The sequence below is a fragment of the Streptomyces sp. S6 genome (genome assembly GCF_054880855.1).
Genome location: NZ_JBTYMC010000058.1, coordinates 1 through 23,349, shown reverse-complemented (window position 1 = coordinate 23,349; position 23,349 = coordinate 1). Strand labels below are relative to the sequence as shown.

Below are 23,349 nucleotides of genomic sequence, written 5' to 3'. Positions count from 1 at the left end.
CGTTCGTAAGCGCCGCCGCCCCGCGACCCGAGAGGGGCGGCGTCGCAGCGGCTGACAATGGAGGCACGATGGGGCGCTACGTCGCGCGGCGACTGCTCCAGATGATCCCGGTGTTCTTCGGGACCACCCTGCTCATCTTTCTGATGGTGTATTCACTGCCCGGTGACCCCGTCCGGGCCCTGTGGGGCGACAGACCTGCCGATCCGGTGGCGATCGCGCGTCTGCGGCACGAGTACTGGTTCGACCGGCCGATCCTCGCGCAGTACGGGCACTACATCTCCAACGTGCTCCAGGGAGACTTCGGCACCAGCTTCGTGACCGGGCGCAAGGTCGTGGACGTCATGTCCGACGCCTTCCCCGTGACGATCCGGCTCGCCGCGGTCGCGTTCGCCATCGAGATCGTCGTCGGCCTCAGCCTCGGTCTCGCCAGCGGTCTCAACCGAGGCAAGATCGCCGACAAGGTGGTGCTGGTGGTCACGCTGCTGCTGATCTCCATCCCGATCTTTGTCCTCGGCTTCATCTTCCAGACCGTGTTCGGCAACAATCTCGGCTGGGTGACACCCACGGTCCAGGACTCCAACGACATCACGCAGCTGATCCTGCCGGGTGTCGTCCTGGGCTCGCTGTCCTTCGCGTACGTGGCCCGGCTCAGCCGGACCTCCATCGCCGAGAACATGCGCGCCGACTACATCCGTACCGCCGTCGCCAAGGGCCTGCCCCGCAGGCGCGTCATCGGCGTGCACCTGATGCGCAACTCGCTGATCCCCGTCGTCACCTTCCTCGGCACCGACCTCGGCGCCCTGATGGGCGGCGCCATCGTCACCGAGGGCATCTTCAACGTGCACGGCATCGGTAACGAGCTGTACCGGTCGATCAACCAGTCCGACAACACCACGGTGGTGGGCTTCGTCACCATTCTGGTGATCATCTACCTGCTCTCCAGCCTCGTCGTCGACCTGCTCTACGCCGTTCTGGACCCGAGGATTCGCTATGCCTGAGGCCGTCAAGACCCCCAGCGTCCCCGAGGACGCCGTGGCCGCCGCGCCGGCCGCGAACCCCGCCCAGGACAAGCCGCGCAGCCTGTGGTCCGACGCCTGGCACGACCTGCGCCGCAACCCGGTCTTCGTGATCTCCGGGGTGCTGATCCTGCTGCTCGTGCTGATGGCCGCGGCCCCCGGGCTGTTCACCTCCGTCGACCCGAAGTACGCGGACCTCGCCCACCACTACCTGACCGGGCCGAGCTACTCGCACGTCTTCCAGGACGACTGGTTCGGCTACGACGGCCAGGGCCGCAGCATCTACTCCCGCGTCGTCTACGGCGCCCAGGCCTCGATCATCGTCGGCGTGGCCACCACGTTCGGTGTCGCCATCAGCGGCAGCCTGGTCGGCATGATCGCCGGCTACTACGGCGGCTGGGTCGACACCCTGCTGTCCCGGATCACCGACGTGTTCTTCGGCCTGCCGCTGCTGCTCGGCTCGATCGTCGTCCTCAACGCCTTCACCGACCGGACCGTCTGGTCCGTCGTGGCGGCCCTGGTCTTCCTCGGCTGGACGCAGATCGCGCGCGTCATGCGCGGCTCGGTGATCACGGTCAAGGAGCAGGACTTCGTGCACGCCGCCCGCGCCCTCGGCGCCGGCACCTGGCGGATTCTGCTGCGGCACATCCTGCCGAACGCGGTCGCCCCCGTGATCGTCGTCTCGACCATCGCGCTCGGCGGCTACATCGCCACCGAGGCGACCCTGTCCTACCTCGGTATCGGGCTGCCGCCCAGCACCGTCTCCTGGGGCAACGACATCTCGTCCGGCCAGCAGGTCATCCGGACCGCGCCGCACGTGCTGTTCTTCCCCAGTGCCATGCTGAGCCTCACCGTGCTCGCGTTCATCATGCTCGGCGACGCGGTCCGCGACGCCCTCGACCCGAAGCTGCGCTGAGGGAGGCGTACGTGACCATCATCGAAGAGACAACTCCCGCGTCCGCGGGCGACGCCTACGACGGCCCGCTGCTCGAAGTCCGGGACCTGCACGTCGAGTTCAAGACTCGCGAGGGCCTCGTCAAGGCCGTCAACGGAGTCAACTACGACGTCAGCGCCGGCGAGACCCTCGCCGTCCTCGGCGAGTCCGGGTCCGGCAAGTCCGTGACCGCGCAGGCCATCATGGGCATCCTCGACATGCCCCCGGCACGCATCCCGCAGGGCGAGATCCTCTTCCGCGGCCAGGACATGCTGAAGATGTCCGGCGACGAGCGGCGCAAGATCCGCGGCAGCAAGATCGCCATGATCTTCCAGGACGCCCTCAGCTCGCTGAACCCGGTGCTCTCCGTCGGCTACCAGCTCGGCGAGATGTTCCGCGTCCACCAGGGCCTCTCCAAGAAGGAGGCCAAGGCCAAGGCGGTCGAGCTGATGGACCGGGTGAAGATCCCGGCCGCCGCCGCCCGCGTCAGCGACTACCCGCACCAGTTCTCGGGCGGTATGCGCCAGCGCATCATGATCGCCATGGCGCTCGCCCTGGAACCGGACCTGATCATCGCCGACGAGCCCACCACGGCCCTCGACGTGACCGTCCAGGCCCAGGTCATGGACCTGCTCGCGGAGCTTCAGCGCGAGTACAACATGGGCCTCATCCTCATCACCCACGACCTCGGAGTCGTCGCCGACGTCGCCGACAAGATCGCGGTGATGTACGCGGGCCGGATCGTGGAGCGGGCCCCCGTCCACGAGCTGTACAAGCGTCCGGCGCACCCCTACACCCGGGGTCTGCTGGACTCGATCCCGCGTCTGGACCAGAAGGGCCAGGAGCTCTACGCGATCAAGGGCCTGCCGCCCAACCTGCTGCGCATCCCCACCGGCTGCGCCTTCAACCCGCGCTGCCCCAAGGCCGAGGACGTCTGCCGGGAGAAGGTGCCGGCGCTGCTGCCGGTCACCGAGCAGGACGGCACCGAACTCGTCGGCCGCGCCTCGGCGTGCCACTTCTGGAAGGAGACGATCCATGGCTGAGCTCAGCAAGAACGACGAGCCTCAGGACGCCACACCGAACGTCTCCGAGGTGGAGGTCGTCGAGGCGGTCTCCGAGGACGCGGCGGTCAGCGCCATCGAGGCGCCGGTCGAACGGGGGGAGCCGATCCTCCAGGTCCGGAACCTCCAGAAGCACTTCCCGCTCACCCAGGGGATCCTGTTCAAGAAGCAGGTCGGCGCGGTCAAGGCCGTCGACGGCGTCTCCTTCGACCTGTACCAGGGCGAGACCCTGGGCATCGTGGGCGAGTCCGGCTGCGGCAAGTCGACGGTGGCCAAGCTCCTGATGAGCCTGGAGACGGCGACGGCGGGCGAGGTCTTCTACAAGGGCCAGGACATCACCAAGCTGTCCGGGCGCGCGCTGAAGGCGGTCCGCCGCAACATCCAGATGGTGTTCCAGGACCCGTACACCTCGCTCAACCCCCGGATGACGGTCGGCGACATCATCGGCGAGCCGTACGAGATCCACCCCGAGGTGGCCCCCAAGGGCGACCGGCGCAAGCGCGTCCAGGACCTGCTGGACGTCGTCGGCCTGAACCCGGAGTACATCAACCGGTACCCGCACCAGTTCTCCGGCGGACAGCGCCAGCGCATCGGCATCGCCCGCGGCCTGGCGCTCAACCCCGAGATCATCATCTGCGACGAGCCGGTGTCGGCCCTCGACGTCTCCGTCCAGGCCCAGGTCATCAACCTGATGGAGAAGCTCCAGGACGAGTTCAACCTGTCCTACATCTTCATCGCGCACGACCTGTCGATCGTCCGGCACATCTCGGACCGCGTCGGCGTCATGTACCTCGGCAAGCTCGCCGAGATCGGCACCGACGAGCAGATCTACGACCACCCGACGCACCCCTACACCCAGGCGCTGCTGTCGGCGGTCCCCGTGCCCGACCCCGGCGCCCGTGAGCACCGCGAGCGGATCATCCTCTCCGGCGACGTGCCGTCCCCGGCCAACCCGCCCTCCGGCTGCCGCTTCCGCACGCGCTGCTGGAAGGCGCAGGACAAGTGCGCCGAGGAAGTGCCGCTGCTGGCGATCCCCGAGCGCTTCCAGGGCGCGGACACTCCGGCGGCCCACGAGTCGGCGTGCCACTTCGCGGAGGAGAAGGACGTCGTCCACGCCGCGTGACGCGTCCCGCTGACACACGACCGGGTCCCCGGCACCTGAACAGGTGCCGGGGACCCGGTTTTTCAGTCGAGCCGGCCGTCGGGTGTCAGACCTTCAGCTTGAAGTGGAACTCCGCGGTGCCGCCGCACCACATGCCCTCGCCGTTGGTCATGCCCACATCGAAGTAACGGGCGAGATGGATGGTCTTCTTGTTGAACGCGACCGTCTTCTTGATCGGGTACGTCTGCGTCAGGGACTTACCGCCGATGACCGTGGTGGTGTACCTGGCGCCGGGGTTGAAGACGACCTTGTTCTTGCCGTCCAGCAGGTTGACCCGGCCCACGTCGACGCCCTTGCGGGCGATGGGGGCCTTGTAGACCACCGTGATCTTGTCGACGTACGCGCTGTCCTTGGTGACCTTCCCCAGGTACCAGGTCGCCTGCGCGGTGAACTGGTTGCCCTTCTTGCAGCTGGCCTGTCCGGCGGCGTCGATGCTCAGCGTCTGCGACTTGTACGCCGCCGCCTTGGTCGACGCCTTCACCGTGGTCGTGGTGCCCAGCAGCGTCGTCGCCGACGCCTGGCCGGCGAAGATTCCCAGAGTCGCGGTGGTGGACACCGCGGCGATCAAGGCGCCCTTCGAGATTTTGTGCATGAAAACACTCCCCGTGTTTTTTGCGCCCCTCTGCGTTGAGGGGCGCAGGGTGATCCTCACAGGCGAGCAGTTGACGCTCAAACTCTCTTTGTGAAGGACGCGTGATGAAACGGTCTCATTATCGCGTGTCCGGTTTGACTACTTTTATGCGCCGGCCTTGGCATAGTGGCAGGCCACACCTGCCCCAGTCGCCCCCAGCACCCCCGGATCCTCCGTACGGCACCTCTCCGCCACCCCGGCCCGCTCCGCCTCCCCGCTCGCCAGCACCGGGCAGCGGGCCTGGAAGCGGCAGCCGGTGGGGATGTGGGAGGGGTCCGGGGGTTCGCCGGTGAGGATGAGGGGGGTGCCGGGGGCCTCGGGGAGGACGGACAGCAGGGCCTGGGTGTACGGGTGGCGAGGAGCCGTCAGGACCTCCTCCACCGTCCCCGTCTCCACGATCCGGCCGAGGTACATCACCGCCACCCGGTCCGCGATGTTCCAGGCGAGGCCGAGGTCATGGGTGACGACGAGGGCCGCGAGCCCCAACTCCGTGCGCAGGCGCAGCAGCAGCGCGAGGATCTCGCCCCGGACGGACGCGTCCAGCGACGCCACCGGCTCGTCCGCGACCAGCAGCTCCGGCTCCAGCACCAACGCCCCCGCGATGACGACACGTTGACGCTGGCCGCCGGAGAGCTCGTGCGGATAGCGCAGCAGGAAACGCTCCGGAGGCCGCAGCCCCGCCCGCGACAACGCCTCGGCCACCGCCACGGGTTCGTCACCGTCGAACCCGTGGATCCGCAGCCCCTCCGCCACCGCGTCGTACACCGTGTGCCGGGGGTTCAGTGAACCGCTCGGATCCTGGAGCACGAGCTGCGCCCTGCGCCGATACGCCTTGAGCGCACGGGAGTTGTACGACAGAGGCGCACCGGCGAAGGTCACCTGCCCGGCGCTCGGCCGGACCAGCCCGAGCAGGGCCCGCGCAAGCGTCGTCTTCCCGCATCCCGACTCGCCCACCAGCGCGACGACTTCACCGGCGCGGACACTCAACTCGACGCCGTCCACGGCACGTACGGGTGGGCCGCCCCGGCGGCCGGGGAAGGTGACGTGGAGGGAGTCGGCGGTCAGGAGGGGAACCTCTCGGCTGTCGTTCACCGGACCTCCTCCACCCGCACGCACGCCGCCCGGCGTTCCGTCCCCGCCACCCGCAACGCCTGGTCCTCCCGTGCGCACACCTCCAGCGCCACCTCGCACCGGGGGTGGAACGCGCAGCCGGGTGGCAGGTCCGAGGGGTCGGGAGGGTCTCCGGGAAGGCCCCGGGGGGCGAAGCGGGCCGCGGGGTCGCCGATGCGGGGGAAGGCCGAGGACAGGGCTCGGGCGTAGGGGTGCCGGGCCGCCTCGAAGACCTCGCGGGCCGGGCCCTCCTCCACCACCCGGCCCGCGTACATGACCGCGAGGCGGTCGCAGGTGTCGGCGAGGACCGCGAGGTCGTGGCTGATCATGATCAGGCTGAGGTCCCCCTCCGCGACCAGCCCCTCGATGAGCCGCAGGATCTGCGCCTGGACCATGACGTCGAGGGCGGTCGTCGGTTCGTCGGCGACGATCAGCTCCGGCTCGCAGGCGAGCGCCATGGCGATCATGACGCGCTGGCGCTGGCCGCCGGAGAGCTCGTGCGGGTAGGCACGGCCCCGGGCGGCCGGGAGCCCCACCTGCTCCAGCAGCTCACCCGCCGTGCGGCGAGCGGCGGTCGGCGTCACCCCACCGTGCAGGACGATCGGCTCGGCGATCTGGTCGACGACGCGGTGGACGGGGTTGAGGGAGTGCATGGCGCCCTGGAAGACGATCGAGGCACCGGCCCAGCGGACGGCCCGCAGCCGCCCCCAGCGCATCGTCAGGACGTCCTCACCGTCCAGCAGGACCTGCCCCGACACCCGCGCCCCGGGCGGCAGCAGCCGCAGCAGCGCGAGGGCCAGCGTCGACTTCCCGCACCCCGACTCGCCCGCCACACCCAGCTTCTGACCAGCCGTCAGGTCGAGGTCCACGCCACGCACCGCCGCGAACCCGCCCGCGTACGTCACCCGCAGATCCCGCACCTCAAGGACGCTCAACGCCCCACCCCCAGCCTCGGGTTGAGCACCGTCTCCACCGCACGCCCGCACAGCGTGAACGCCAGCGCCACCCCCGCGATCGCGATCCCCGGCGGCACCAGGTACCACCAGTCACCCGCGCTCACCGCCCCCGCCTCCCGGGCCTCCTGGAGAAGTCCGCCCCAGGACACCACAGTCGGATCCCCCAGCCCGAGGAACGCGAGGGTCGCCTCCGCGAGGATCGACGACGACACCATCAGGGTCGTCTGCGCGAGGATCAGCGGCAGCACGTTCGGCAGGACGTGCCGGAGCATGATGTGCCCGTGCCCGCCCCCCAGCGCCGTCGCGCGCTCGATGTACGGCCGGGACTCGACGGCCAGCGTCTGCGCCCGCACCAGCCGCGCCGTCGTCGGCCAGGTGGTGACGCCGATCGCGAGGACGACCGTCCCGAGGGACCGGGACATCACGGTCAGGAGGGCGATCGCGAGGACCAGCGTCGGCAGCACCAGGAACCAGTCCGTGACCCGCATCGCGACCGTCGCGTACACCCCCTTGAAGTGCCCGGCGGTGATCCCGACGACCGCCCCGATCGCCACCGACAGGAACGCGGCGAGCAGCCCGACGAGCAGCGACACCCGCGAGCCCCAGACCAACAGGCCCAGCAGGTCACGTCCGTAGCGGTCGGTGCCGAGCCAGAACTCGCGGCTCGGGCTCTCCAGCGGCCGGCCGGGAGCGTCGGTCACCCCGGTGACGTCCGCGCCGACCGTGAGCGGAGCCGTGAGGGCGACCAGCGCGAACGCGGCCAGCACCGCGAGGCCGAGCAGTCCCGCGCGGTGCGTGCGGTAGGTGTTCCAGAAGCGGACGGCGCTCAGGCGCCGGCGCTGCCACGCCAGGGTCGTCATCGGGCGGCCACCCTCGGGTCGAGCAGCGGATAGACGAGGTCGGCGAGGGTGTTCATGACGATCACCGCCGACGCGAAGAACAGGAACAGGCCCTGCACGAGCGGCAGATCGGGCACGCTGAGCGCCTGGTAGAAGAGCCCGCCGAGCCCCGGCCAGGAGAACACCGTCTCCACCAGGATCACCCCGGCGACGGTCCTCCCCAGGTTGACGAAGACCAGAGTCACCGTCGGCAGCAGCGCGTTCGGCACGGCATGCCGGCGCCGCACCACCGCGTCCCGAAGTCCCTTGGCCCGCGCGGTCGTCAGATAGTCGCTGCCCATCTCGTCGAGCAGCGCGGACCGCGTCACGAGCAGCGTCTGCCCGTACTCGACGGCGACGAACGTCACCACCGGCAGCACCAAGTGGTGTGCCACGTCCAGCACATACGCGAACCCCTCCTCACCGCCCGTCTCCATCCCGCCAGTTGGGAAGAGTCCCGGGATCGGTCCCGCGCCGACCGCGAACACGATGATCAGCAGCAGCCCCAGCCAGAACGACGGCACCGAGAACAGCACCAGCGCGAGCCCGGTGTTGAAGCGGTCGCCGAACCCGCCGTGCCGCCACGCGGAGCGCGTCCCGAGGACGACACCCAGCAGCGTGTACAGCACGAACCCGGTCCCCGTCAGCAGCAGCGTGTTCGGCAGCGCCTCGGTGATCTTGTCGACGACGGGGGCGCGGAACTGGTACGACGTCCCGAGGTCACCGGTGAGCGCCTTCCCGCAGTAGTCCGTGAACTGCCGCCACACCGGCAGGTCGAGCCCGAACTCCTTGCGGTACTGCGCCAGTTGCTCCGCCGACACCGCCCGGCCCCCGGTCATCGTCTTCACCGGGTCGCCCGGGATCAGCCGGAACAGGAAGAACCCGGTGACGAGCACCGCCAGCAGCGAGACGACGGCGCCGCCCAACTTCCCGGCCAGGTACCGGAGATAGCCGTCCGAGGTCCGTCGGGCGCGCGCCTCTCGCGCAACAGCGACAGTGTCAACCGCCTCGCTCACTCCCGGTCCTCCGCCCCCGCACGCCGCCGCAGCCCGAGGAACACCCCGGCCCCGACGAGCAGGACGGCCCCGACGGCGATCCCGGCGACCGCCCCGGCGGACATGCCCGACGACGACGTGCCGGACGAGGCCGCCGGCACCGCCGACCACCAACTCCAGTACCCGTCCTGCCCGTAGATGTTCCCGGCGGCCTTCGGCATCGTCTCGACCGAGGCGATCTGGTCCGTGCGGTAGGCCTCCACGGAGTTCGGGTACGCCATGACGTTCATGTAGGCCAGGTCGTACAGCCGCGCCTCCATCTCCTTGACGAGACCGGCCCGCCGCACCGGGTCGTACTCGGCCAACTGCCGTGCGTACAGGGAGTCGTACGGCTTGTCGCAGATGAAGTTGTCGGTCGAGCCGGTGTCCTTGGGGGTCGCGGGGAGGGCGCCGCAGGTGTGGATGGAGAGGGCGTAGTCCGGGTCGGGGTTGACCGACAGGCCGTCGAAGGCGAGGTCGTATCGGCCCGCGAGCCACGGGTCGGTGACGTTGTCGAGGCAGTCGAGCCGCAGCCCGATGCCGAGCTTGTCCCACCACTCCTTGAGGTACTGGCCGACCGCCTTGTCGTTCGGGTCGGTCGCGTGGCACAGGACGCGGTAGGTGATGGGCTTGCCGTCCTTGCCGAGGCGGCGGCCGTCCGCGTTCTTCTTGTAGCCCGCCTGATCGAGGAGTCGAGCGGCGCGCTCTGGGTCGTACGCGAGTTTCTGCTCGGCCGAGGGTTTCCAGAAGTAGTCGGCGAACCGGGGCGGGATGTACCCCTCGCCCTCGACGGCGTGGCCCTGGAACACCTTGTCGATCAGGGCCTTTCGGTCGACGGCCCGGAACAGGGCCTGGCGGACGCGCGGGTCCTGGAGGGAGGGGTGGCCGTCGCCGAAGCGGGTGCCGTCCTTGGCGCGGGCGCCCGGGTTGACGGCGAGGGCGTAGAAGCGGCGCCCCGGGGCGTCGTTCACCTTGATGTTCTCGTGGTCGGCGAGGGCGTTCGCCTGGGCGGGGGTGAGGTTGGGGACGAAGGACACCTCGCCCTTCTGGAGGGCGGCGACGGCCGCGTCCCCGTCCTTGTAGTACTTGAAGAGCAGCTCGTCGAACTTCGGGGCGCCCCGCCAGAAGTTCTTGTTGGCCTTGAGGCGGACGTAGCTGTCGGCCTTGTAGTCGGCGAGGAGGTAGGGGCCGTCACCGACGACCGGGAACGTCTTGTCGTTGCCGAACTTCGAGAAGTCGCCGACCTTCTCCCACACGTGCTTCGGCACGATCGGCATGTCCAGGGCCGTCATGGTCGCCTGGGGGCTCTTCAGCCTGATCACCAGTCGAGTCGGTGTCGGCGCCGTCACCTGGGCGAAGTTGGTGACGTAACTCCCGTTCGCGGTGGCCGCCTTGGGGTCCGTCATCATCTTCGTGAACGTCCAGGCCGCGTCCTCGGCGGTGACCTTCTTCCCGTCCGACCAGGTGGCGTCGGAGCGGATCGTGTACGTCCAGGTCAGCTTGTCGGGGGAGGGGGTCCACTTCGTCGCCAGACCGGGGACCGCGTGGGCGTCGCCGGGGTCGTAGTCCGTCAGGTACTCGTACGTCAGGCGCAGGATGCTGGTGCTGACGAGGCGGTAGGCGAGGAAGGGGCTCAGGGAGTCGACGCTCTGGGCGACGGCGACGGTGAGTACTTCGGGGCCGTCCTTCGCCTGCGCCTGAGGTACTACGGGGAGCAGGAGGGACGTGGTGAGGGCCGCGGCCGTCAGGAGGCGTCCGGGTCGGTTCATCGCACATGACCTCGCTTCACACCACTCGCACAGGGACCGGTTGTCGGACGGTGTACCAGGGTGCCGAAGCCGCCGTCAACGATGCGTGCACCCCGTGTGGCCTGCGGAAACGCGTTGATCATCGGATTGTCGGACGACAGAGGTCCAGACCGGTGAAGCGTGGCTGGTGAGACGCCGACGGCCCGCCGGTGTCGTCACCGGCGGGCCGTCGCCTCACCTCAGGACCTCGTCGGGCCTACTTCCACTCAAGGCCCCAGACGTTGGCGTCCTTCTTCACCGGAGCGGTGATCCACTTCGCCCAGACCTTCTTCTCGACGTACTTGCAGCGCGCGTCGTAGTGGTACGCGTACTTCGTCGCGAGGAACTTCTTCGACTCGTGGAACATCGTCATGCGGACCTTGGTCTTGCCGGCCTTGTTCTTCGCCGGGATCGAGTAGGTCCAGCTGCTCGACTTGGTCCAGGTCTTGCCGACGGTGACCGAGAAGGAGGCGCTCGCCTTGGCGAAGATGACGCCGGCCTCGGTGCCGAGGGTCGCGGTGCCACTGGCGTTGACCGCCGCAGTCGTCGTCTTGTTGTACGTGAGGTTGCCGCCCAGGTTGTCGTACATCCACTCGCTGTGGAGGTTGGTGGGCTGGCTGATGGTGGACTTGTTCGTGATGGTGTAGCGGACGCCCGGGTCGGGCGGGCAGGCGGCGGAGGCGGGCGCCGCCGAGACGGCCACCGCGCCGCCGGCGAGGAGGGCGGACGCGATCACTGAGCTGGCGATTTTCCGCACGGATGCAGGTCCTTTCGATGAGCGGTTCACCGTCGGCGGGGTTCCGGTTCGCGATGTCCGGCGCCGTGGCGAGGTGAAGGTTGGCCGGGGGATGGCCGGGGTGACAACCGGGTTGGCCGGAAAGGGAGTTCGCGCGGGGATTGACAGGGCGTCGAAGGGGGTGGCCAAAACGCCTATAGCGCCTTCGGGGGCGTTGGGATTGGTCGCGGAATGGGTGATATGCCCCTATGTTCGAGCTGAATAATGTGGTCTGGATCACATCTTGGGGCGGTATGCATTCGTCGGCATAACGCCCGGTGGGCAACCTCAAATGTTGCTTAAGTGGGGAACCTTCACCCCTGTCGCGGGTGTCCCCTGGGCATCGGCGTTTCCGTTCGCGTCGTCACCACGGGGAGATGAAGAACATGGTCGTGCACGCCCCTCGTCCAAACACCGGCTGGGACTGCCTCGGCACCCCTCTCGGCGCCGCGGTCCGCGCCCGCCGCGTCGAGCTCGGTCTCACGCAGGAGCGCCTCGCCGCCCAGGCCGGAATGAGCCAGGGCGCCCTCTCCCGCCTCGAAAGAGGCAGGGCCGTCCCGACGCTGCCCCTCCTGGAGCGGCTCGCCGCGGCCATGGCCGCCAGCCTCCTCATCGCCCTCTCCCCGACCGGGTCGGTCCAGGTGGCCTTCCGGGCGCCGGGTGCGCAGGTCCGCCGCCCGGCGCCGGTGCCGGTGAGCCGCCTGGCCAAGGCGGGCTGACTCCGTCCCGGGGGGCGCCGCCGTCCCGCGAATGGACGTCCCGAATGTGCCGTACGTCTGATATGTGCCGATAGTGGCCCATAACGGACATGTGCGGTACATGAGGGAGGCATCCATGCGTGGAGCCACGCACGCCAAGTGGGTCGTAGGGGCGGCGGCGGTCGCTCTGGTCGCGACGGGATGTGGCGGGGGCGGCGGCGACAGCGGAGGGAGCGGCGGCGGCAGCGGCGTGCTCACCGCGTCCTGGGGCGACCCGCAGAACCCGCTGGAACCCGCCAACACCAACGAGGTGCAGGGCGGCAAGGTCCTCGACATGGCCTTCCGGGGACTCAAGCGGTACGACCCCGAGACCGGCAAGGCGAACGACATGCTCGCCGACAAGATCGAGACGACCGACTCGCAGAACTTCACCGTCACCGTCAAGGACGGCTGGACGTTCAGCAACGGCGAGAAGGTCACCGCCAAGTCCTTCGTGGACGCCTGGAACTACGCGGCGAGCCTCAAGAACAACCAGAAGAACGCGTACTTCTTCTCCTACATCGACGGGTTCACCAAGACGCACCCCGAGAACGGCGGCGCCCAGAGCGCCGACACCCTCTCCGGGCTCAAGGTCACCGGCCCGCTGACCTTCACGATCAAGCTGTCGCAGAAGTTCTCCACGTTCCCCGACACCCTCGGGTACAACGCGTTCGTCCCGCTCCCGCAGACCTTCTACACCGACCACGCCGGCTGGCTGAAGAAGCCCGTCGGCAACGGGCCGTACACCATCGACTCGTACACCAAGGGCTCCCAGATGAGCCTGAAGAAGTGGGACAAGTACCCCGGCGCCGACAAGGCGCAGAACAGCGGCGTCACCCTCAAGGTCTACACCGACAACAACACGGCGTACACCGACCTGATGGCCGGCAACCTCGACCTCGTCGACGACGTCCCCGCCTCGCAGCTCAAGAACGTCAAGAGCGACCTCGGCGACCGCTACCTCAACACCCCCGCCGGGATCATCCAGACCCTCGCCTTCCCGTTCTACGACAAGGACTGGAACAAGGCGGGCTCCGAGAAGGTCCGCCAGGGCCTCTCCATGGCGATCAACCGGCAGCAGATCACCGACACGATCTTCGCGAAGACCCGCACCCCCGCCACCGACTGGACCTCCCCGGTCCTCGGCGACACCGGCGGCTACAAGGCGGGCCTGTGCGGCGACGCCTGCAAATACGACCCCGCCGCGGCCAAGAAGCTGATCCAGGAGGGCGGCGGACTGCCCGGCGGCCAGGTCAAGATCAGCTACAACGCCGACACCGGCTCCCACAAGCAGTGGGTGGACGCCGTCTGCAACTCCATCAACAACGCCCTCGGCAACGACAAGGCGTGCGTCGGCAACCCCGTCGGCACCTTCGCCGACTTCCGCAACCAGATCACGCAGCACAAGATGAGCGGCCCCTTCCGCGCCGGCTGGCAGATGGACTACCCGCTCATCCAGAACTTCCTCCAGCCGCTGTACTACACCGACGCCTCCTCCAACGACGGCCAGTGGTCCAACAAGGACTTCGACAAGCTCGTCGACCAGGCCAACGCCGAGACCGACACCGGCAAGGCCGTCGACGACTTCCAGAAGGCCGAGGAGGTCCTGCGCGACAACATGGGCGCCATCCCCCTCTGGTACCAGAACGGCAGCGCCGGCTACTCGCAGCGCCTCTCGAACGTCAAGCTCAACCCGTTCTCCGTCCCGGTCTACAACGAGATCAAGGTCGGCTGATCCGCCATGGGACGCTACGTCGTCCGGCGCCTGCTCCAGATGATCCCCGTCTTCGTCGGCGCCACCCTGCTGATCTTCCTCATGGTCAACGTGATGGGCGACCCCATCGCCGGACTGTGCGGCGAGCGGGCGTGCGACCCCGCGACGGCCGCCCAGCTCAAGAAAGAGTTCGGGCTCGACAAGCCGGTCTGGCAGCAGTACCTGACCTACATGGGGAACGTCTTCACCGGAGACTTCGGTACGGCGTTCAACGGCCAGAAGGTCACCGAGCTGATGTCGACCGCGTTCCCCGTCACGATCCGCCTGACGATCGTCGCGATCCTCATCGAGATCGTCATCGGCATCACCCTCGGCGTCGTCACGGGCCTGCGGCGGGGCAGGCCCGTCGACACCGCCGTCCTCCTCGTCACCCTCGTCGTCATCTCCATCCCCACCTTCGTCACCGGCCTGCTGCTCCAACTGCTGCTCGGCGTCGAGTGGGGGTGGATCAAACCGTCCGTCTCCACGGACGCGGCGTTCGGTGAACTCTTCGTCCCCGGGCTGGTGCTGGCGTCCGTGTCCCTCGCGTACGTCACGCGGCTGACGCGGACGTCCATCGCGGAGAACCGGCGTGCGGACTACGTCCGTACGGCCATCGCGAAGGGCCTTCCCCGGCGCCGGGTGGTGACGCGTCACCTCCTGCGCAACTCACTCATCCCCGTCGTCACGTTCATCGGCACCGACGTCGGCGCGCTCATGGGCGGGGCGATCGTCACCGAGCGGATCTTCAACATCCACGGCGTCGGGTACCAGCTCTACCAGGGCATCCTGCGGCAGAACACCCAGACCGTCGTCGGGTTCGTGACGGTGCTGGTGCTGGTCTTCCTGGTGGCGAACCTGCTCGTCGACCTCCTGTACGCCGTACTCGACCCGAGGATCCGCTATGCCTGAACCCCAGGAGCCCGAGGGCGTGATCGCCGCGACCGGGATGGGCGCGGCGATGGACCTCGCGGTCAGCGAGGGCAACAGCCTGGAGCCGGGCGGGCCTTCGGAACGCCCCCGCTCTCTCTGGTCCGACGCGTGGCGCGACCTGCGCCGCAACCCCGTCTTCATCCTCTCCGCGCTCGTCATCCTCTTCCTCGTCTTCATCTCCCTGTGGCCCTCGGTGATCGCCTCCGGCTCCCCCCTCAAGTGCGACCTCGGCAAGGCGCAGCAGGGTTCGTCCTCCGGGCATCCCTTCGGCTACGACGGCCAGGGCTGCGACGTCTACACCCGGACCGTGTACGGCGCCCGCACGTCCGTCGCCGTCGGCGTCCTGGCCACCCTCGGCGTCGCGATCCTCGGCAGCGTCCTCGGCGGACTCGCCGGGTTCTTCGGCGGCATCTGGGACTCGATCCTCTCCCGCATCACCGACATCTTCTTCGCGATCCCGGTGGTGCTGGGGGGTCTGGTCCTGCTCTCGGTCGTCACGAGCAACACGATCTGGCCGGTCATCGGTTTCATGGTCCTGCTGGGCTGGCCCCAGATCTCCCGCATCGCCCGGGGTTCGGTCATCACGGCCAAACAGAACGACTACGTCCAGGCGGCGAGGGCGCTGGGCGCCTCGAACTCCCGCATGCTGCTCCGCCACATCACCCCCAACGCGGTCGCCCCGGTGATCGTCGTGGCGACCATCGCCCTGGGCACGTACATCGCCCTGGAAGCGACCCTGTCCTACCTGGGCGTCGGCCTGAAACCCCCCAGCGTCTCCTGGGGCATCGACATCTCCGCCGCCTCCCCCTACATCCGCAACGCCCCCCACGCCCTCCTCTGGCCCTCCGGCGCCCTCGCGATCACCGTCCTGGCGTTCATCATGCTGGGCGATGCCGTGCGGGATGCGCTTGATCCGAAGCTGAGGTGAGGGGGTGAGGACGGGTGGGGCGGTGCGGGTGAGTGGGGGCGATGTGGTGGACGACGTCGACGGGCCGGGGATCCAGCAGTGCCGGGTGTCGGGCCGGCGTGCCGGAGTGGGGCGGCGTTTTGGGGGAGGTGGGGCCGGTGAGACGGATCGGACCCCGGAGGCCGGTGGCGCGGGCACGCCACGCCGGACCAGCGGTACCGGCGGGGCCGGGCGTGACGCGGTGGACGACGTCGGCGTGCCCGGCGTTCAGCGGTGTCGTACTGGCGTGCCGGGGCGGGGTGCCGGGGGCGCGGTGGGGTCGGTGAGGTGGGCGGGACCTGCGGGGGCGGTGGTCCCGACACGTTCCGCCGGACCAGCGGGGTCGGCAGCTCCAGCCGTGACGACTTCACGCGGCACGTTCACGGATGCCCTCTCCGCGCGCCCTTCGCGGGTTCCCCGCACACATCGGTATCCCCATCGGAAGCCCCGGAGTGCGCAGACAACCGCTGCCGTCCTCATCCCCCGTTGCCCGCAGGGGCGTTCTGGCCGAACGGGCCGGTGCGCTCGGCTCCTGCGGGCCGGTCGGCCCCGTCGGCTTGATCAACCCCGTCAACCCCGTCAACTTCATCAACCCCGCCGGTCAACCCGAGCCCGCCGATCCCCTCCGCCTCGGCGGCCCCTCCCCGTCCCCGGGGCCCTGTGCCCTGTCCCTGTGTCCGTCCCGTCCGGGAGTGAGGTGAGTCGGAGTCATGTTGCTCGAAGTGCGTGATCTGCATGTGGAGTTCCGTACGAGGGACGGGGTGGCCAAGGCGGTCAACGGGGTGTCGTACGGGGTGGAGGCGGGGGAGACGCTGGCGGTGCTGGGGGAGTCGGGGTCGGGGAAGTCCGTCACCGCGCAGGCGATCATGGGGATTCTGGACATGCCGCCGGGGCGGATCGGTGGCGGGGAGATTCTGTTCAACGGGCAGGATCTGCTGAAGCTCAAGGAGGAGGAGCGGAGGAAGATCCGGGGCGCGCAGATGGCGATGATCTTCCAGGACGCGCTGTCCTCGTTGAACCCCGTGCTGAGCGTGGGGGATCAGCTGGGGGAGATGTTCGAGGTGCACCGGGGGATGTCCCGCAAGGACGCCCGCGCCAAGGCCGTCGAGCTGATGGACCGCGTCCGTATCCCCGCTGCCAAGGAACGCGTCCGGCAGTACCCCCACCAGTTCTCCGGCGGTATGCGCCAACGGATCATGATCGCCATGGCGTTGGCCCTCGAACCGGCCCTCATCATCGCGGACGAGCCGACCACCGCCCTCGACGTGACGGTCCAGGCCCAGGTGATGGACCTCCTCGCGGAGTTGCAGCGCGAGTACAACATGGGGTTGATCCTCATCACGCACGACCTCGGGGTCGTCGCGGACGTCGCCGACCGGATCGCCGTCATGTACGCGGGACGGATCGTCGAACAGGCACCGGTGCACGACATCTACAAGGCACCGGCCCACCCATATACGCGCGGACTGCTTGATTCCATCCCCCGTCTTGATCAGAAGGGCCAGGAGCTGTACGCGATCAAGGGACTGCCGCCCAACTTGATGAACATCCCTACGGGTTGCGCGTTCAACCCTCGTTGCCCGATGGCTCAGGACATCTGCCGCACGGACGTGCCCCCGCTGCACGAGGCCGGCGAACACCGCACCAGCGCCTGCCACTTCTGGAGGGAGTGCCTCAATGGTTGATTCAACAGTTGAGCCGATCCTGGAAGTCACCGGACTGGTCAAGCACTACCCGCTCACTCAAGGGATCCTGCTCAAGAAGCAGGTAGGCGCCGTCAAGGCCGTTGACGGTGTTGATTTCACCCTCAACAGTGGAGAGACCCTCGGCATCGTCGGGGAATCCGGCTGCGGCAAATCAACAGTTGCGAAGATGCTCGTCAACCTTGAACGCCCCACCGCCGGCGCGATCAAGTACAAGGGCGAGGACATCACCAAGCTCTCCGGCCGCGCCCTCAAGGCGGTCCGCCGCAACATCCAGATGGTGTTCCAGGACCCCTACACCTCCCTCAACCCCCGCATGACGGTCGGCGACATCATCGGCGAACCGTACGAGATCCACCCCGAGGTGGCCCCCAAGGGCGACCGGCACAGACGCGTCCAGGATCTCCTCGACGTCGTCGGCCTGAACCCGGAGTACATCAACCGCTACCCCCACCAGTTCTCCGGCGGCCAACGCCAGCGCATCGGCATCGCGCGCGGGCTCGCGCTGCGCCCCGAGGTGATCGTCGCCGACGAACCGGTCTCCGCGCTGGACGTCTCCGTCCAGGCCCAGGTGATCAACCTGCTGGAGCGCCTCCAGAGCGAGTTCTCCCTGTCGTACGTGTTCATCGCGCACGACCTGTCGATCGTCCGGCACATCTCGGACCGCGTCGGCGTCATGTACCTGGGCCGGATCGTGGAGATCGGCAAGGACGCGGAGATCTACGACCACCCCACTCACCCGTACACCCAGGCCCTGCTCTCCGCAGTCCCGGTCCCCGACCCGGACGCCCGCGAGCACCGCGACCGGATCATCCTCTCCGGCGACGTCCCGTCCCCGACGAACGTCCCCTCCGGCTGCCGCTTCCGCACGCGGTGCTGGAAGGCCCAGGAGAGATGCGAGCTGGAGGTCCCGCTCCTTGCCGTCCCGGCGGAGTTCAGGGACGTCCGGGGCCCGGCCGCACACGACTCGGCCTGCCATTTCGCGGAGGAGAAGCAGGTGGTCCCGGTGGATGACGATCAAGGAAACGGGACCCCATAGCCGCGCAAACGCACAGTAATCGCGTTAACACGCAAGCAACTTCCTTGACCCGGTTCCGATATACGGACGGGCCAATCTGAACAACGTACGGCCGTGCGGGTGCCGTAAACGGACCGGGACGCGCCATGTCGTCCCGGTCCGTTGCCCCTTTTTGCGCCTAAACCGGCGCCGCTCTCGCGGAGGTGGCCCGGGTGTCGCTGTGGTTCCTCAATTAATGGTTGCGGTGCTCTGTGGTGTCTTCGTGGTCGGCCCGCTTCAAGCCCAACGACCGCCGCAGGAAGTCCAGCTGAAGCCGCAGCAGGTTCTCCGCGACCTCCTCCTGGGGCGTCATGTGGGTCACCCCCGACAACGGCAGCACCTCGTGCGGGCGGCCGGCGGCCAGTAGGGCCGACGACAGCCGCAGGGAGTGTGCGACCACCACGTTGTCGTCCGCCAGCCCGTGGATGATCATCATCGGCCGGTGCTCGGGTGCCGCGTCGACCAGCCCCGCGTCGTCCACGAGGGAGTTGCGGCGGTAGACGTCGGGCTGTTCGGCGGGGTGGCCGAGGTAGCGCTCCTGGTAGTGGGTGTCGTAGAGGCGCAGGTCGGTGACGGGTGCGCCGACGACGGCCGCGTGGAAGACGTCGGGGCGGCGCAGGACCGCGAGGGCGGCGAGGTAGCCGCCGAAGGACCAGCCCCGGATGGCGACGCGGGTGAGGTCGAGGGGGAAGTCGGCGGCCAGCGCCTGGAGCGCGTCGACCTGGTCCTCCAGGACGACGGCGGCGAGTTCGTCGCGTACCGACTTCTCCCAGGCCGGCGACCGCCCCGGCGTCCCGCGCCCGTCGGCGACGACCACCGCGAACCCCTGGTCGGCGAACCACTGGGAGGTGAGGTGGGCGTTGTGCGCGGAGACGACGCGCTGTCCGTGCGGCCCGCCGTAGGGGTCGAGGAGGACCGGGAGGGGAGCGTCACCGGTGTAGTCCCGGGGCAGCAGCACGGCGCACGGAATCCGGCGTGCGCCCCCCTGGGTGAGCTGGACGCGCGGGGACAGACCGGGATCCTCGGCGTACGAGGCGACGGTCGCGACCGGCTTCCCGCCCCGCAGGACGCGCGCGACGGCACCGGGCCGGTCCAGGGCCGCCGAGACGAGGACGGTGACGTCACCGGAGCGCACGGCCGTGTGGACGCCGGGCTCCTCCGAAAGCCGTTGCACGCCCAGCTCGTTGACGCGGTAGACGTGCACCTCGCCGGTCTCGGGGTCGGCCGCCTCCTCCCCGGCGGAGGCCGACACCAGGACGTCGTCACCGGAGACGTCCAGCACCGCTCGCACATGCAACTGCGCTGTCGTCAGCGGACGTTCGCCGACGGCCAGAACGCGCGCGCCACCCTCGTCGGCGATGCGCACGAGCTGTCCGGAGGGGCTCCAGCAGGGCACACCAGGGTAAAGATCAAGCCAAACTCGATCTTCGTCGGCGTGCACCATCCGGGTCGCCCCGGAGTCGATGTCGACGGCCAGGTACAACTGGCTGCGCTGGTCGCGCGCCTGTACGAGCAGCAGCGGCGCACCCGCCGCTGACCAGTGCACACGCGCCAGATAGGGGAAGCGCGCCCGGTCCCAGACGACCTCCGTCCGGGACCCGTCGAGGCCCAGCGCGAACAGGCGTACGATCGCGTTCTCGGTGCCCGCCTGGGCGTACGGAATGTGCTGTGGCTCACGTTCCGGATGGGCCGGGTCGGAGATCCACCACCGCTTCACCGGCGTGTCGTCCACCCGCGCCACGAGCAGCCGGTCCGCCTCCGGCGACCACCAGAAACCACGGTGCCGGTCCATCTCCTCGGCGGCGATGAATTCGGCCAATCCGTACGTGACGGACACGGATTCGGGTTCGGCGAGCGCGCGATCACCGTCCCCCTCCGCGCCGACGACCCGCAGGGCCCCTCCGGCGACGTAGGCGACATGCCGTCCGTCGGGCGCCGGACGGGGGTCGATCACGGGCCCCCGGACGGGGAGTTCGCGTGCCGTGCCGGCCCGCAGCCCGGCCGTGAAAAGCCGCCCTGACAACGCGAAAGAGGCCAACTCGACGGCCGCGTCGGTGGCGTAGCCGACGATGCCCGCGCCGCCCTCGCGGGAGCGTTCGCGGCGGGCCCGCTCCTCGGGTGGAAGATCCTCGTCCGTGCCGCCGAGCAGGGCGCCGGGGTCCGCGGCGAGGCGCTCGGAGCCGTCCGCCGGGTCGAGGACCCACAGGGCGTTCGCGCGGTCCGTTCCGGACGCCGAGCGCAGGAACACGACACGCTCTCCGTCCGGCGCGGCGGTGAACGAACGCGGCGCGCCGAGGGTGAATCGCTGGGTACGGGCGTGTCGGCGGGGGAAGGAGTCGGCGGGAGAACCGCTCTCGTTGGTCATGTCCCGACCCTACGAGGCATGTTGGCCGCGCGCCCCCTTGCGCGTCCGTGCGCCGAAGGATGCGCGCATATCCGTAGCTATGATCACTACCGCTATGTGGGTATCAACCTGCTGGCTGTTGTATGGATTTACACGTTCTCCCGCTCTGTTCCCCTGGTACCCGGGTCCTTGGAGGTGAGCCGCCGTGGCACTCTCGATATCGGCGGTGGTGCTGCTGGCGATCGTCGTCTTCTTGCTGATCAAGAAGTCGGGCCTGAAAGGCGGCCATGCAGTCGTCTGCATGTTGCTCGGCTTCTACTTGGCGTCCTCCACCGTCGCCCCCACGATCAGTGATCTGACGAAGAACGTTGCGGACATGATCGGCGGCCTCAAGTTCTGACGTCCTTCCGTCCAGGCTCCGGTCAAGCCACGCCCGGGGCCCTTCTTCCATGTCCGACTTCCCTCGTCGGGGCCGATCAGTCCTGGTTCGCCGGGAGCAGTTTGTAGGCTGGCCCCCATGACGGATCTCCCCTCCCACCGGCTCCTCCTGGTGCACGCGCACCCGGACGACGAGTCGATCAACAACGGCGCGACCATGGCCCGGTACGCGGCCGAGGGTGTGCGGGTGACGCTGGTCACCTGCACGCTCGGGGAGCGCGGCGAAGTCATCCCCCCTGAGCTGGCCCACCTCTCCGGCCCCGCCCTCGGCGCGCACCGCCGCCAGGAGCTGGCCGAGGCGATGCGGGCCCTCGGGGTGGACGACGTCCGGCTGCTCGGTGGCGCCGGGCGCTACGGCGACTCCGGGATGATGGGCACCGCCGACAACGACGACCCGGGCTGCTTCTGGCAGGCGGACCTCGACACGGCCGCGGGGCAGCTCCTCGACGTCATCCGCGAGGTACGGCCCCAGGTCCTCGTCACGTACGACGAGGACGGCGGCTACGGCCATCCCGACCACATCCAGGCCCACCGCGTCAGCATGCGCGCGGTTGAACTCGCGGGCGCCGAGGGCGTACCCGTCCAGAAGGTGTACTTCAACCGCGTCCCGCGCGCGGTCGCCGAGGACGCCTTCGCGCGGCTGGAAGCCGACCTCCCGGAGCTGCCGTTCGACAAGGCGGGCGAGATCGGTGACGTCCCCGGTGTCGTCGACGACGCTCTGATCACCACGGAGATCGCCGGCGGACCGTACGCGCAAGCAAAGGTGACCGCCATGCGCGCGCACGCGACACAGCTCGAAGTGGCTCCCGGGGACCGGTACTTCATCCTCTCGAACTACCTCGCCCAGCCGCTCTTCGACACCGAGTACTACCAACTGGCGCGCGGAGAGCGCGGGGTGGCCGAGGGCCGCGAGAGCGACCTGTTCGCCGGGATCGCCCAGGACGGCGACGGAGAGCCTCGCGAGGGGAAGGGCGACCTCTGATGTCCCTCGACCTCTCCCAGCCCCTCAAACCCCCCTCCGCGGGCCGTGCCGCGGCCTATGTGGGGCTGCTGCTGCTCGGCGCGGTGACCGGCGTCGCCGGGTCGCTCGTCCAGGCGGGCTGGTTCCCGGGTGGACTGCTGCTGGCGCTCGCCGGGTCCGCCGGGCTGTTCCTGGGCGGTGCGCGAGCCGTCGGCACGCGCGCGGGCGCCGTCGCCCCCGCCGTCGGGTGGATGATCACCGTCGTCCTGTTGACGGCCGGGCGTCCCGAAGGCGACTTCCTGTTCGCGGCGGGCGGTGGCTCGTACCTGTTCCTGCTCGGCGGCATGGCAACAGCTGTGATCTGCGCCACCCTTGGCGTCGGGCGGCAACCGATCGGCGCCGACGCCCGACTTGGGAAGTGACGTACCACTTCGCCGTGGCATGAGCGTGCGCATCCCGTGTGGGTTTCCCCGGCGCACGTGGGATGGGGGGCAGAAGTGGCCAGTATGGTGGTGCGCGCCGCCGAGCTGCCCGTGAGGTCGTGGCGGGCGGCGGAGCCAACCTGGAGAAGCCTGCCTTGAGTCGTGAAACTGACACTCCGTCCTCCGGGCCCAACGGGCGCGGTGGAGGTGCCGCGTACCCCTCGGGCACGCCCCCGTACGGGACACCGATGGTGTCCGACGGCGGTGCGGACGCGGGCCGTTCGGCCGCCCAGCCGGAGGAACGCAAGACCGAGACCACGGTGACGACCCGGATCCGCATCAACATCCCCGGGTCCCGGCCCATTCCCCCCGTCGTCGTGCGCAAGCCCGTCGGCGAGGGCGAGGGCGACGACACGGCCGTCGAGCCGCAGTCCGCCGCACCCGCGCCGGTGCCCGCGCCCGAGGCGCCCGCGGCCGAACCCGCCGCCGAGAAGAACGACTGGTTCGCACCCCGCAGGCCGTCCGGTCCGAAGACCAACGGCGCGGGAATTCCCGGTGCCAACGGAGCCTCTTCCGGTACGAACGGCGGACAGCCGTCCGCTCCCGGTACCGGTCCGGGTACGGCCGGCGCACGACCCGCGGGGGGTGCCATAGGCGGCGCCCGGCCCGGCGGCGTGGTCGGCTCGATGGCCGCTCCGGGCAAGCGCCCCG

Annotated in this window: 21 protein-coding genes and 1 pseudogene; 14 read left to right on the top strand and 8 right to left on the bottom strand. The window is 69.2% G+C overall.

Annotation, left to right across the window (positions count from 1 at the left end):
* The first annotated feature begins 68 nt into the window (after positions 1-68).
* The 4 genes from ACVNF4_RS11175 to ACVNF4_RS11160 are packed head-to-tail and all read left to right on the top strand — an operon-like array spanning position 69 to position 4,134.
* Positions 69-998 carry an ABC transporter permease gene (locus tag ACVNF4_RS11175; protein ID WP_461802579.1) on the top strand — a complete coding sequence of 310 codons (930 nt, stop codon included), beginning with the start codon at positions 69-71 and terminating at the stop codon, positions 996-998.
* On the top strand, positions 991-1,932 hold the full coding sequence (locus tag ACVNF4_RS11170) for an ABC transporter permease (protein WP_461802578.1): 942 nt from the start codon (positions 991-993) through the stop codon (positions 1,930-1,932). The genes ACVNF4_RS11175 and ACVNF4_RS11170 overlap by 8 nt, the downstream gene beginning before the upstream one ends.
* Positions 1,933-1,943: 11 nt before the next feature.
* On the top strand, positions 1,944-2,993 hold the full coding sequence (locus ACVNF4_RS11165) for an ABC transporter ATP-binding protein (RefSeq protein WP_461802577.1): 1,050 nt from the start codon (positions 1,944-1,946) through the stop codon (positions 2,991-2,993).
* Entirely contained in the window at positions 2,986-4,134 is a 1,149-nt protein-coding gene (locus ACVNF4_RS11160) for an ABC transporter ATP-binding protein (protein WP_461802576.1), read from the top strand. The genes ACVNF4_RS11165 and ACVNF4_RS11160 overlap by 8 nt, the downstream gene beginning before the upstream one ends.
* Positions 4,135-4,219: 85 nt before the next feature.
* Here the strand turns inward: ACVNF4_RS11160 and ACVNF4_RS11155 are convergent, their stop codons facing one another.
* The 7 genes from ACVNF4_RS11155 to ACVNF4_RS11125 form a co-directional block, all read right to left on the bottom strand.
* Positions 4,220-4,765 (bottom strand): hypothetical protein, encoded by a 546-nt coding sequence (locus ACVNF4_RS11155; protein ID WP_461802575.1) that lies wholly within the window; start codon positions 4,763-4,765, stop codon positions 4,220-4,222.
* 144 nt (positions 4,766-4,909) lie between these two features.
* The gene (locus ACVNF4_RS11150; RefSeq protein WP_461802574.1) at positions 4,910-5,995 is read right to left on the bottom strand and encodes an oligopeptide/dipeptide ABC transporter ATP-binding protein; all 1,086 of its coding nucleotides are present in this window, start codon (positions 5,993-5,995) and stop codon (positions 4,910-4,912) included.
* Positions 5,893-6,849 (bottom strand): ABC transporter ATP-binding protein, encoded by a 957-nt coding sequence (locus ACVNF4_RS11145; RefSeq protein ID WP_461802573.1) that lies wholly within the window; start codon positions 6,847-6,849, stop codon positions 5,893-5,895. The genes ACVNF4_RS11150 and ACVNF4_RS11145 overlap by 103 nt, the downstream gene beginning before the upstream one ends.
* A complete protein-coding gene (locus tag ACVNF4_RS11140) occupies positions 6,846-7,730 on the bottom strand; it encodes an ABC transporter permease (protein ID WP_461802572.1) in 885 nt (294 codons plus the stop codon). The genes ACVNF4_RS11145 and ACVNF4_RS11140 overlap by 4 nt, the downstream gene beginning before the upstream one ends.
* On the bottom strand, positions 7,727-8,764 hold the full coding sequence (locus ACVNF4_RS11135; RefSeq protein WP_461802571.1) for an ABC transporter permease: 1,038 nt from the start codon (positions 8,762-8,764) through the stop codon (positions 7,727-7,729). Before ACVNF4_RS11135 ends, ACVNF4_RS11140 begins: the two co-directional genes overlap by 4 nt.
* A complete protein-coding gene (locus ACVNF4_RS11130) occupies positions 8,761-10,551 on the bottom strand; it encodes an ABC transporter substrate-binding protein (protein WP_461802570.1) in 1,791 nt (596 codons plus the stop codon). Before ACVNF4_RS11130 ends, ACVNF4_RS11135 begins: the two co-directional genes overlap by 4 nt.
* Before the next feature lie 235 nt (positions 10,552-10,786).
* A complete protein-coding gene (locus ACVNF4_RS11125) occupies positions 10,787-11,326 on the bottom strand; it encodes a hypothetical protein (RefSeq protein WP_461802569.1) in 540 nt (179 codons plus the stop codon).
* A 395-nt stretch (positions 11,327-11,721) separates the two neighbouring features.
* On the opposite strand from ACVNF4_RS11125, the gene ACVNF4_RS11120 reads away from it, so the two are divergent.
* The 6 genes from ACVNF4_RS11120 to ACVNF4_RS11095 all read left to right on the top strand — a co-directional run bounded on the left by ACVNF4_RS11120 (position 11,722) and on the right by ACVNF4_RS11095 (position 18,455).
* A complete protein-coding gene (locus ACVNF4_RS11120) occupies positions 11,722-12,063 on the top strand; it encodes a helix-turn-helix domain-containing protein (RefSeq protein WP_461802568.1) in 342 nt (113 codons plus the stop codon).
* A gap of 115 nt (positions 12,064-12,178) precedes the next feature.
* Complete coding sequence (locus ACVNF4_RS11115) at positions 12,179-13,816, top strand: peptide ABC transporter substrate-binding protein (protein WP_461802567.1); 1,638 nt, start codon at positions 12,179-12,181, stop codon at positions 13,814-13,816.
* Positions 13,817-13,822: 6 nt separating this feature from the next.
* Positions 13,823-14,746: an ABC transporter permease gene (locus ACVNF4_RS11110; RefSeq protein WP_461802566.1), complete on the top strand. Its 924-nt coding sequence runs from the start codon at positions 13,823-13,825 to the stop codon at positions 14,744-14,746.
* On the top strand, positions 14,739-15,695 hold the full coding sequence (locus ACVNF4_RS11105; RefSeq protein ID WP_461802565.1) for an ABC transporter permease: 957 nt from the start codon (positions 14,739-14,741) through the stop codon (positions 15,693-15,695). Before ACVNF4_RS11110 ends, ACVNF4_RS11105 begins: the two co-directional genes overlap by 8 nt.
* A 728-nt stretch (positions 15,696-16,423) precedes the next feature.
* Positions 16,424-17,398, top strand: a complete 975-nt coding sequence (locus ACVNF4_RS11100) for an ABC transporter ATP-binding protein (protein WP_461802564.1) — start codon at positions 16,424-16,426, stop codon at positions 17,396-17,398.
* On the top strand, positions 17,391-18,455 hold the full coding sequence (locus ACVNF4_RS11095; protein WP_461802563.1) for an ABC transporter ATP-binding protein: 1,065 nt from the start codon (positions 17,391-17,393) through the stop codon (positions 18,453-18,455). Before ACVNF4_RS11100 ends, ACVNF4_RS11095 begins: the two co-directional genes overlap by 8 nt.
* A gap of 211 nt (positions 18,456-18,666) precedes the next feature.
* Here ACVNF4_RS11095 and ACVNF4_RS11090 read toward each other — a convergent pair whose 3' ends face one another.
* A complete protein-coding gene (locus ACVNF4_RS11090; protein WP_461802562.1) occupies positions 18,667-20,838 on the bottom strand; it encodes a S9 family peptidase in 2,172 nt (723 codons plus the stop codon).
* A 184-nt stretch (positions 20,839-21,022) separates the two neighbouring features.
* On the opposite strand from ACVNF4_RS11090, the gene ACVNF4_RS11085 reads away from it, so the two are divergent.
* The 4 genes and pseudogenes from ACVNF4_RS11085 to ACVNF4_RS11070 form a co-directional block, all read left to right on the top strand.
* On the top strand, positions 21,023-21,217 hold the full coding sequence (locus ACVNF4_RS11085; protein WP_461802561.1) for a hypothetical protein: 195 nt from the start codon (positions 21,023-21,025) through the stop codon (positions 21,215-21,217).
* A gap of 117 nt (positions 21,218-21,334) precedes the next feature.
* Entirely contained in the window at positions 21,335-22,237 is a 903-nt protein-coding gene (gene mshB, locus ACVNF4_RS11080; RefSeq protein ID WP_461802560.1) for an N-acetyl-1-D-myo-inositol-2-amino-2-deoxy-alpha-D-glucopyranoside deacetylase, read from the top strand.
* Positions 22,237-22,638 (top strand): DUF6113 family protein, encoded by a 402-nt coding sequence (locus ACVNF4_RS11075; RefSeq protein WP_461802559.1) that lies wholly within the window; start codon positions 22,237-22,239, stop codon positions 22,636-22,638. Before mshB ends, ACVNF4_RS11075 begins: the two co-directional genes overlap by 1 nt.
* Positions 22,639-22,793: 155 nt before the next feature.
* Positions 22,794-23,349, top strand: a pseudogene (locus tag ACVNF4_RS11070) (hypothetical protein); the annotation flags it as partial.

Bases quoted from the DNA above. Each gene is read 5' to 3' on its own strand.
- ACVNF4_RS11090 (WP_461802562.1), bottom strand. From the start codon at position 20,838: ATGACCAACGAGAGCGGTTCTCCCGCCGACTCCTTCCCCCGCCGACAC.
- ACVNF4_RS11105 (WP_461802565.1), top strand. From the start codon at position 14,739: ATGCCTGAACCCCAGGAGCCCGAGGGCGTGATCGCCGCGACCGGGATG.
- ACVNF4_RS11140 (WP_461802572.1), bottom strand. From the start codon at position 7,730: ATGACGACCCTGGCGTGGCAGCGCCGGCGCCTGAGCGCCGTCCGCTTC.
- ACVNF4_RS11115 (WP_461802567.1), top strand. From the start codon at position 12,179: ATGCGTGGAGCCACGCACGCCAAGTGGGTCGTAGGGGCGGCGGCGGTC.
- ACVNF4_RS11110 (WP_461802566.1), top strand. From the start codon at position 13,823: ATGGGACGCTACGTCGTCCGGCGCCTGCTCCAGATGATCCCCGTCTTC.
- ACVNF4_RS11170 (WP_461802578.1), top strand. From the start codon at position 991: ATGCCTGAGGCCGTCAAGACCCCCAGCGTCCCCGAGGACGCCGTGGCC.
- ACVNF4_RS11130 (WP_461802570.1), bottom strand. From the start codon at position 10,551: ATGAACCGACCCGGACGCCTCCTGACGGCCGCGGCCCTCACCACGTCC.
- ACVNF4_RS11075 (WP_461802559.1), top strand. From the start codon at position 22,237: ATGTCCCTCGACCTCTCCCAGCCCCTCAAACCCCCCTCCGCGGGCCGT.
- ACVNF4_RS11175 (WP_461802579.1), top strand. From the start codon at position 69: ATGGGGCGCTACGTCGCGCGGCGACTGCTCCAGATGATCCCGGTGTTC.
- ACVNF4_RS11155 (WP_461802575.1), bottom strand. From the start codon at position 4,765: ATGCACAAAATCTCGAAGGGCGCCTTGATCGCCGCGGTGTCCACCACC.
- ACVNF4_RS11100 (WP_461802564.1), top strand. From the start codon at position 16,424: ATGTTGCTCGAAGTGCGTGATCTGCATGTGGAGTTCCGTACGAGGGAC.
- mshB (WP_461802560.1), top strand. From the start codon at position 21,335: ATGACGGATCTCCCCTCCCACCGGCTCCTCCTGGTGCACGCGCACCCG.
- ACVNF4_RS11160 (WP_461802576.1), top strand. From the start codon at position 2,986: ATGGCTGAGCTCAGCAAGAACGACGAGCCTCAGGACGCCACACCGAAC.
- ACVNF4_RS11095 (WP_461802563.1), top strand. From the start codon at position 17,391: ATGGTTGATTCAACAGTTGAGCCGATCCTGGAAGTCACCGGACTGGTC.
- ACVNF4_RS11120 (WP_461802568.1), top strand. From the start codon at position 11,722: ATGAAGAACATGGTCGTGCACGCCCCTCGTCCAAACACCGGCTGGGAC.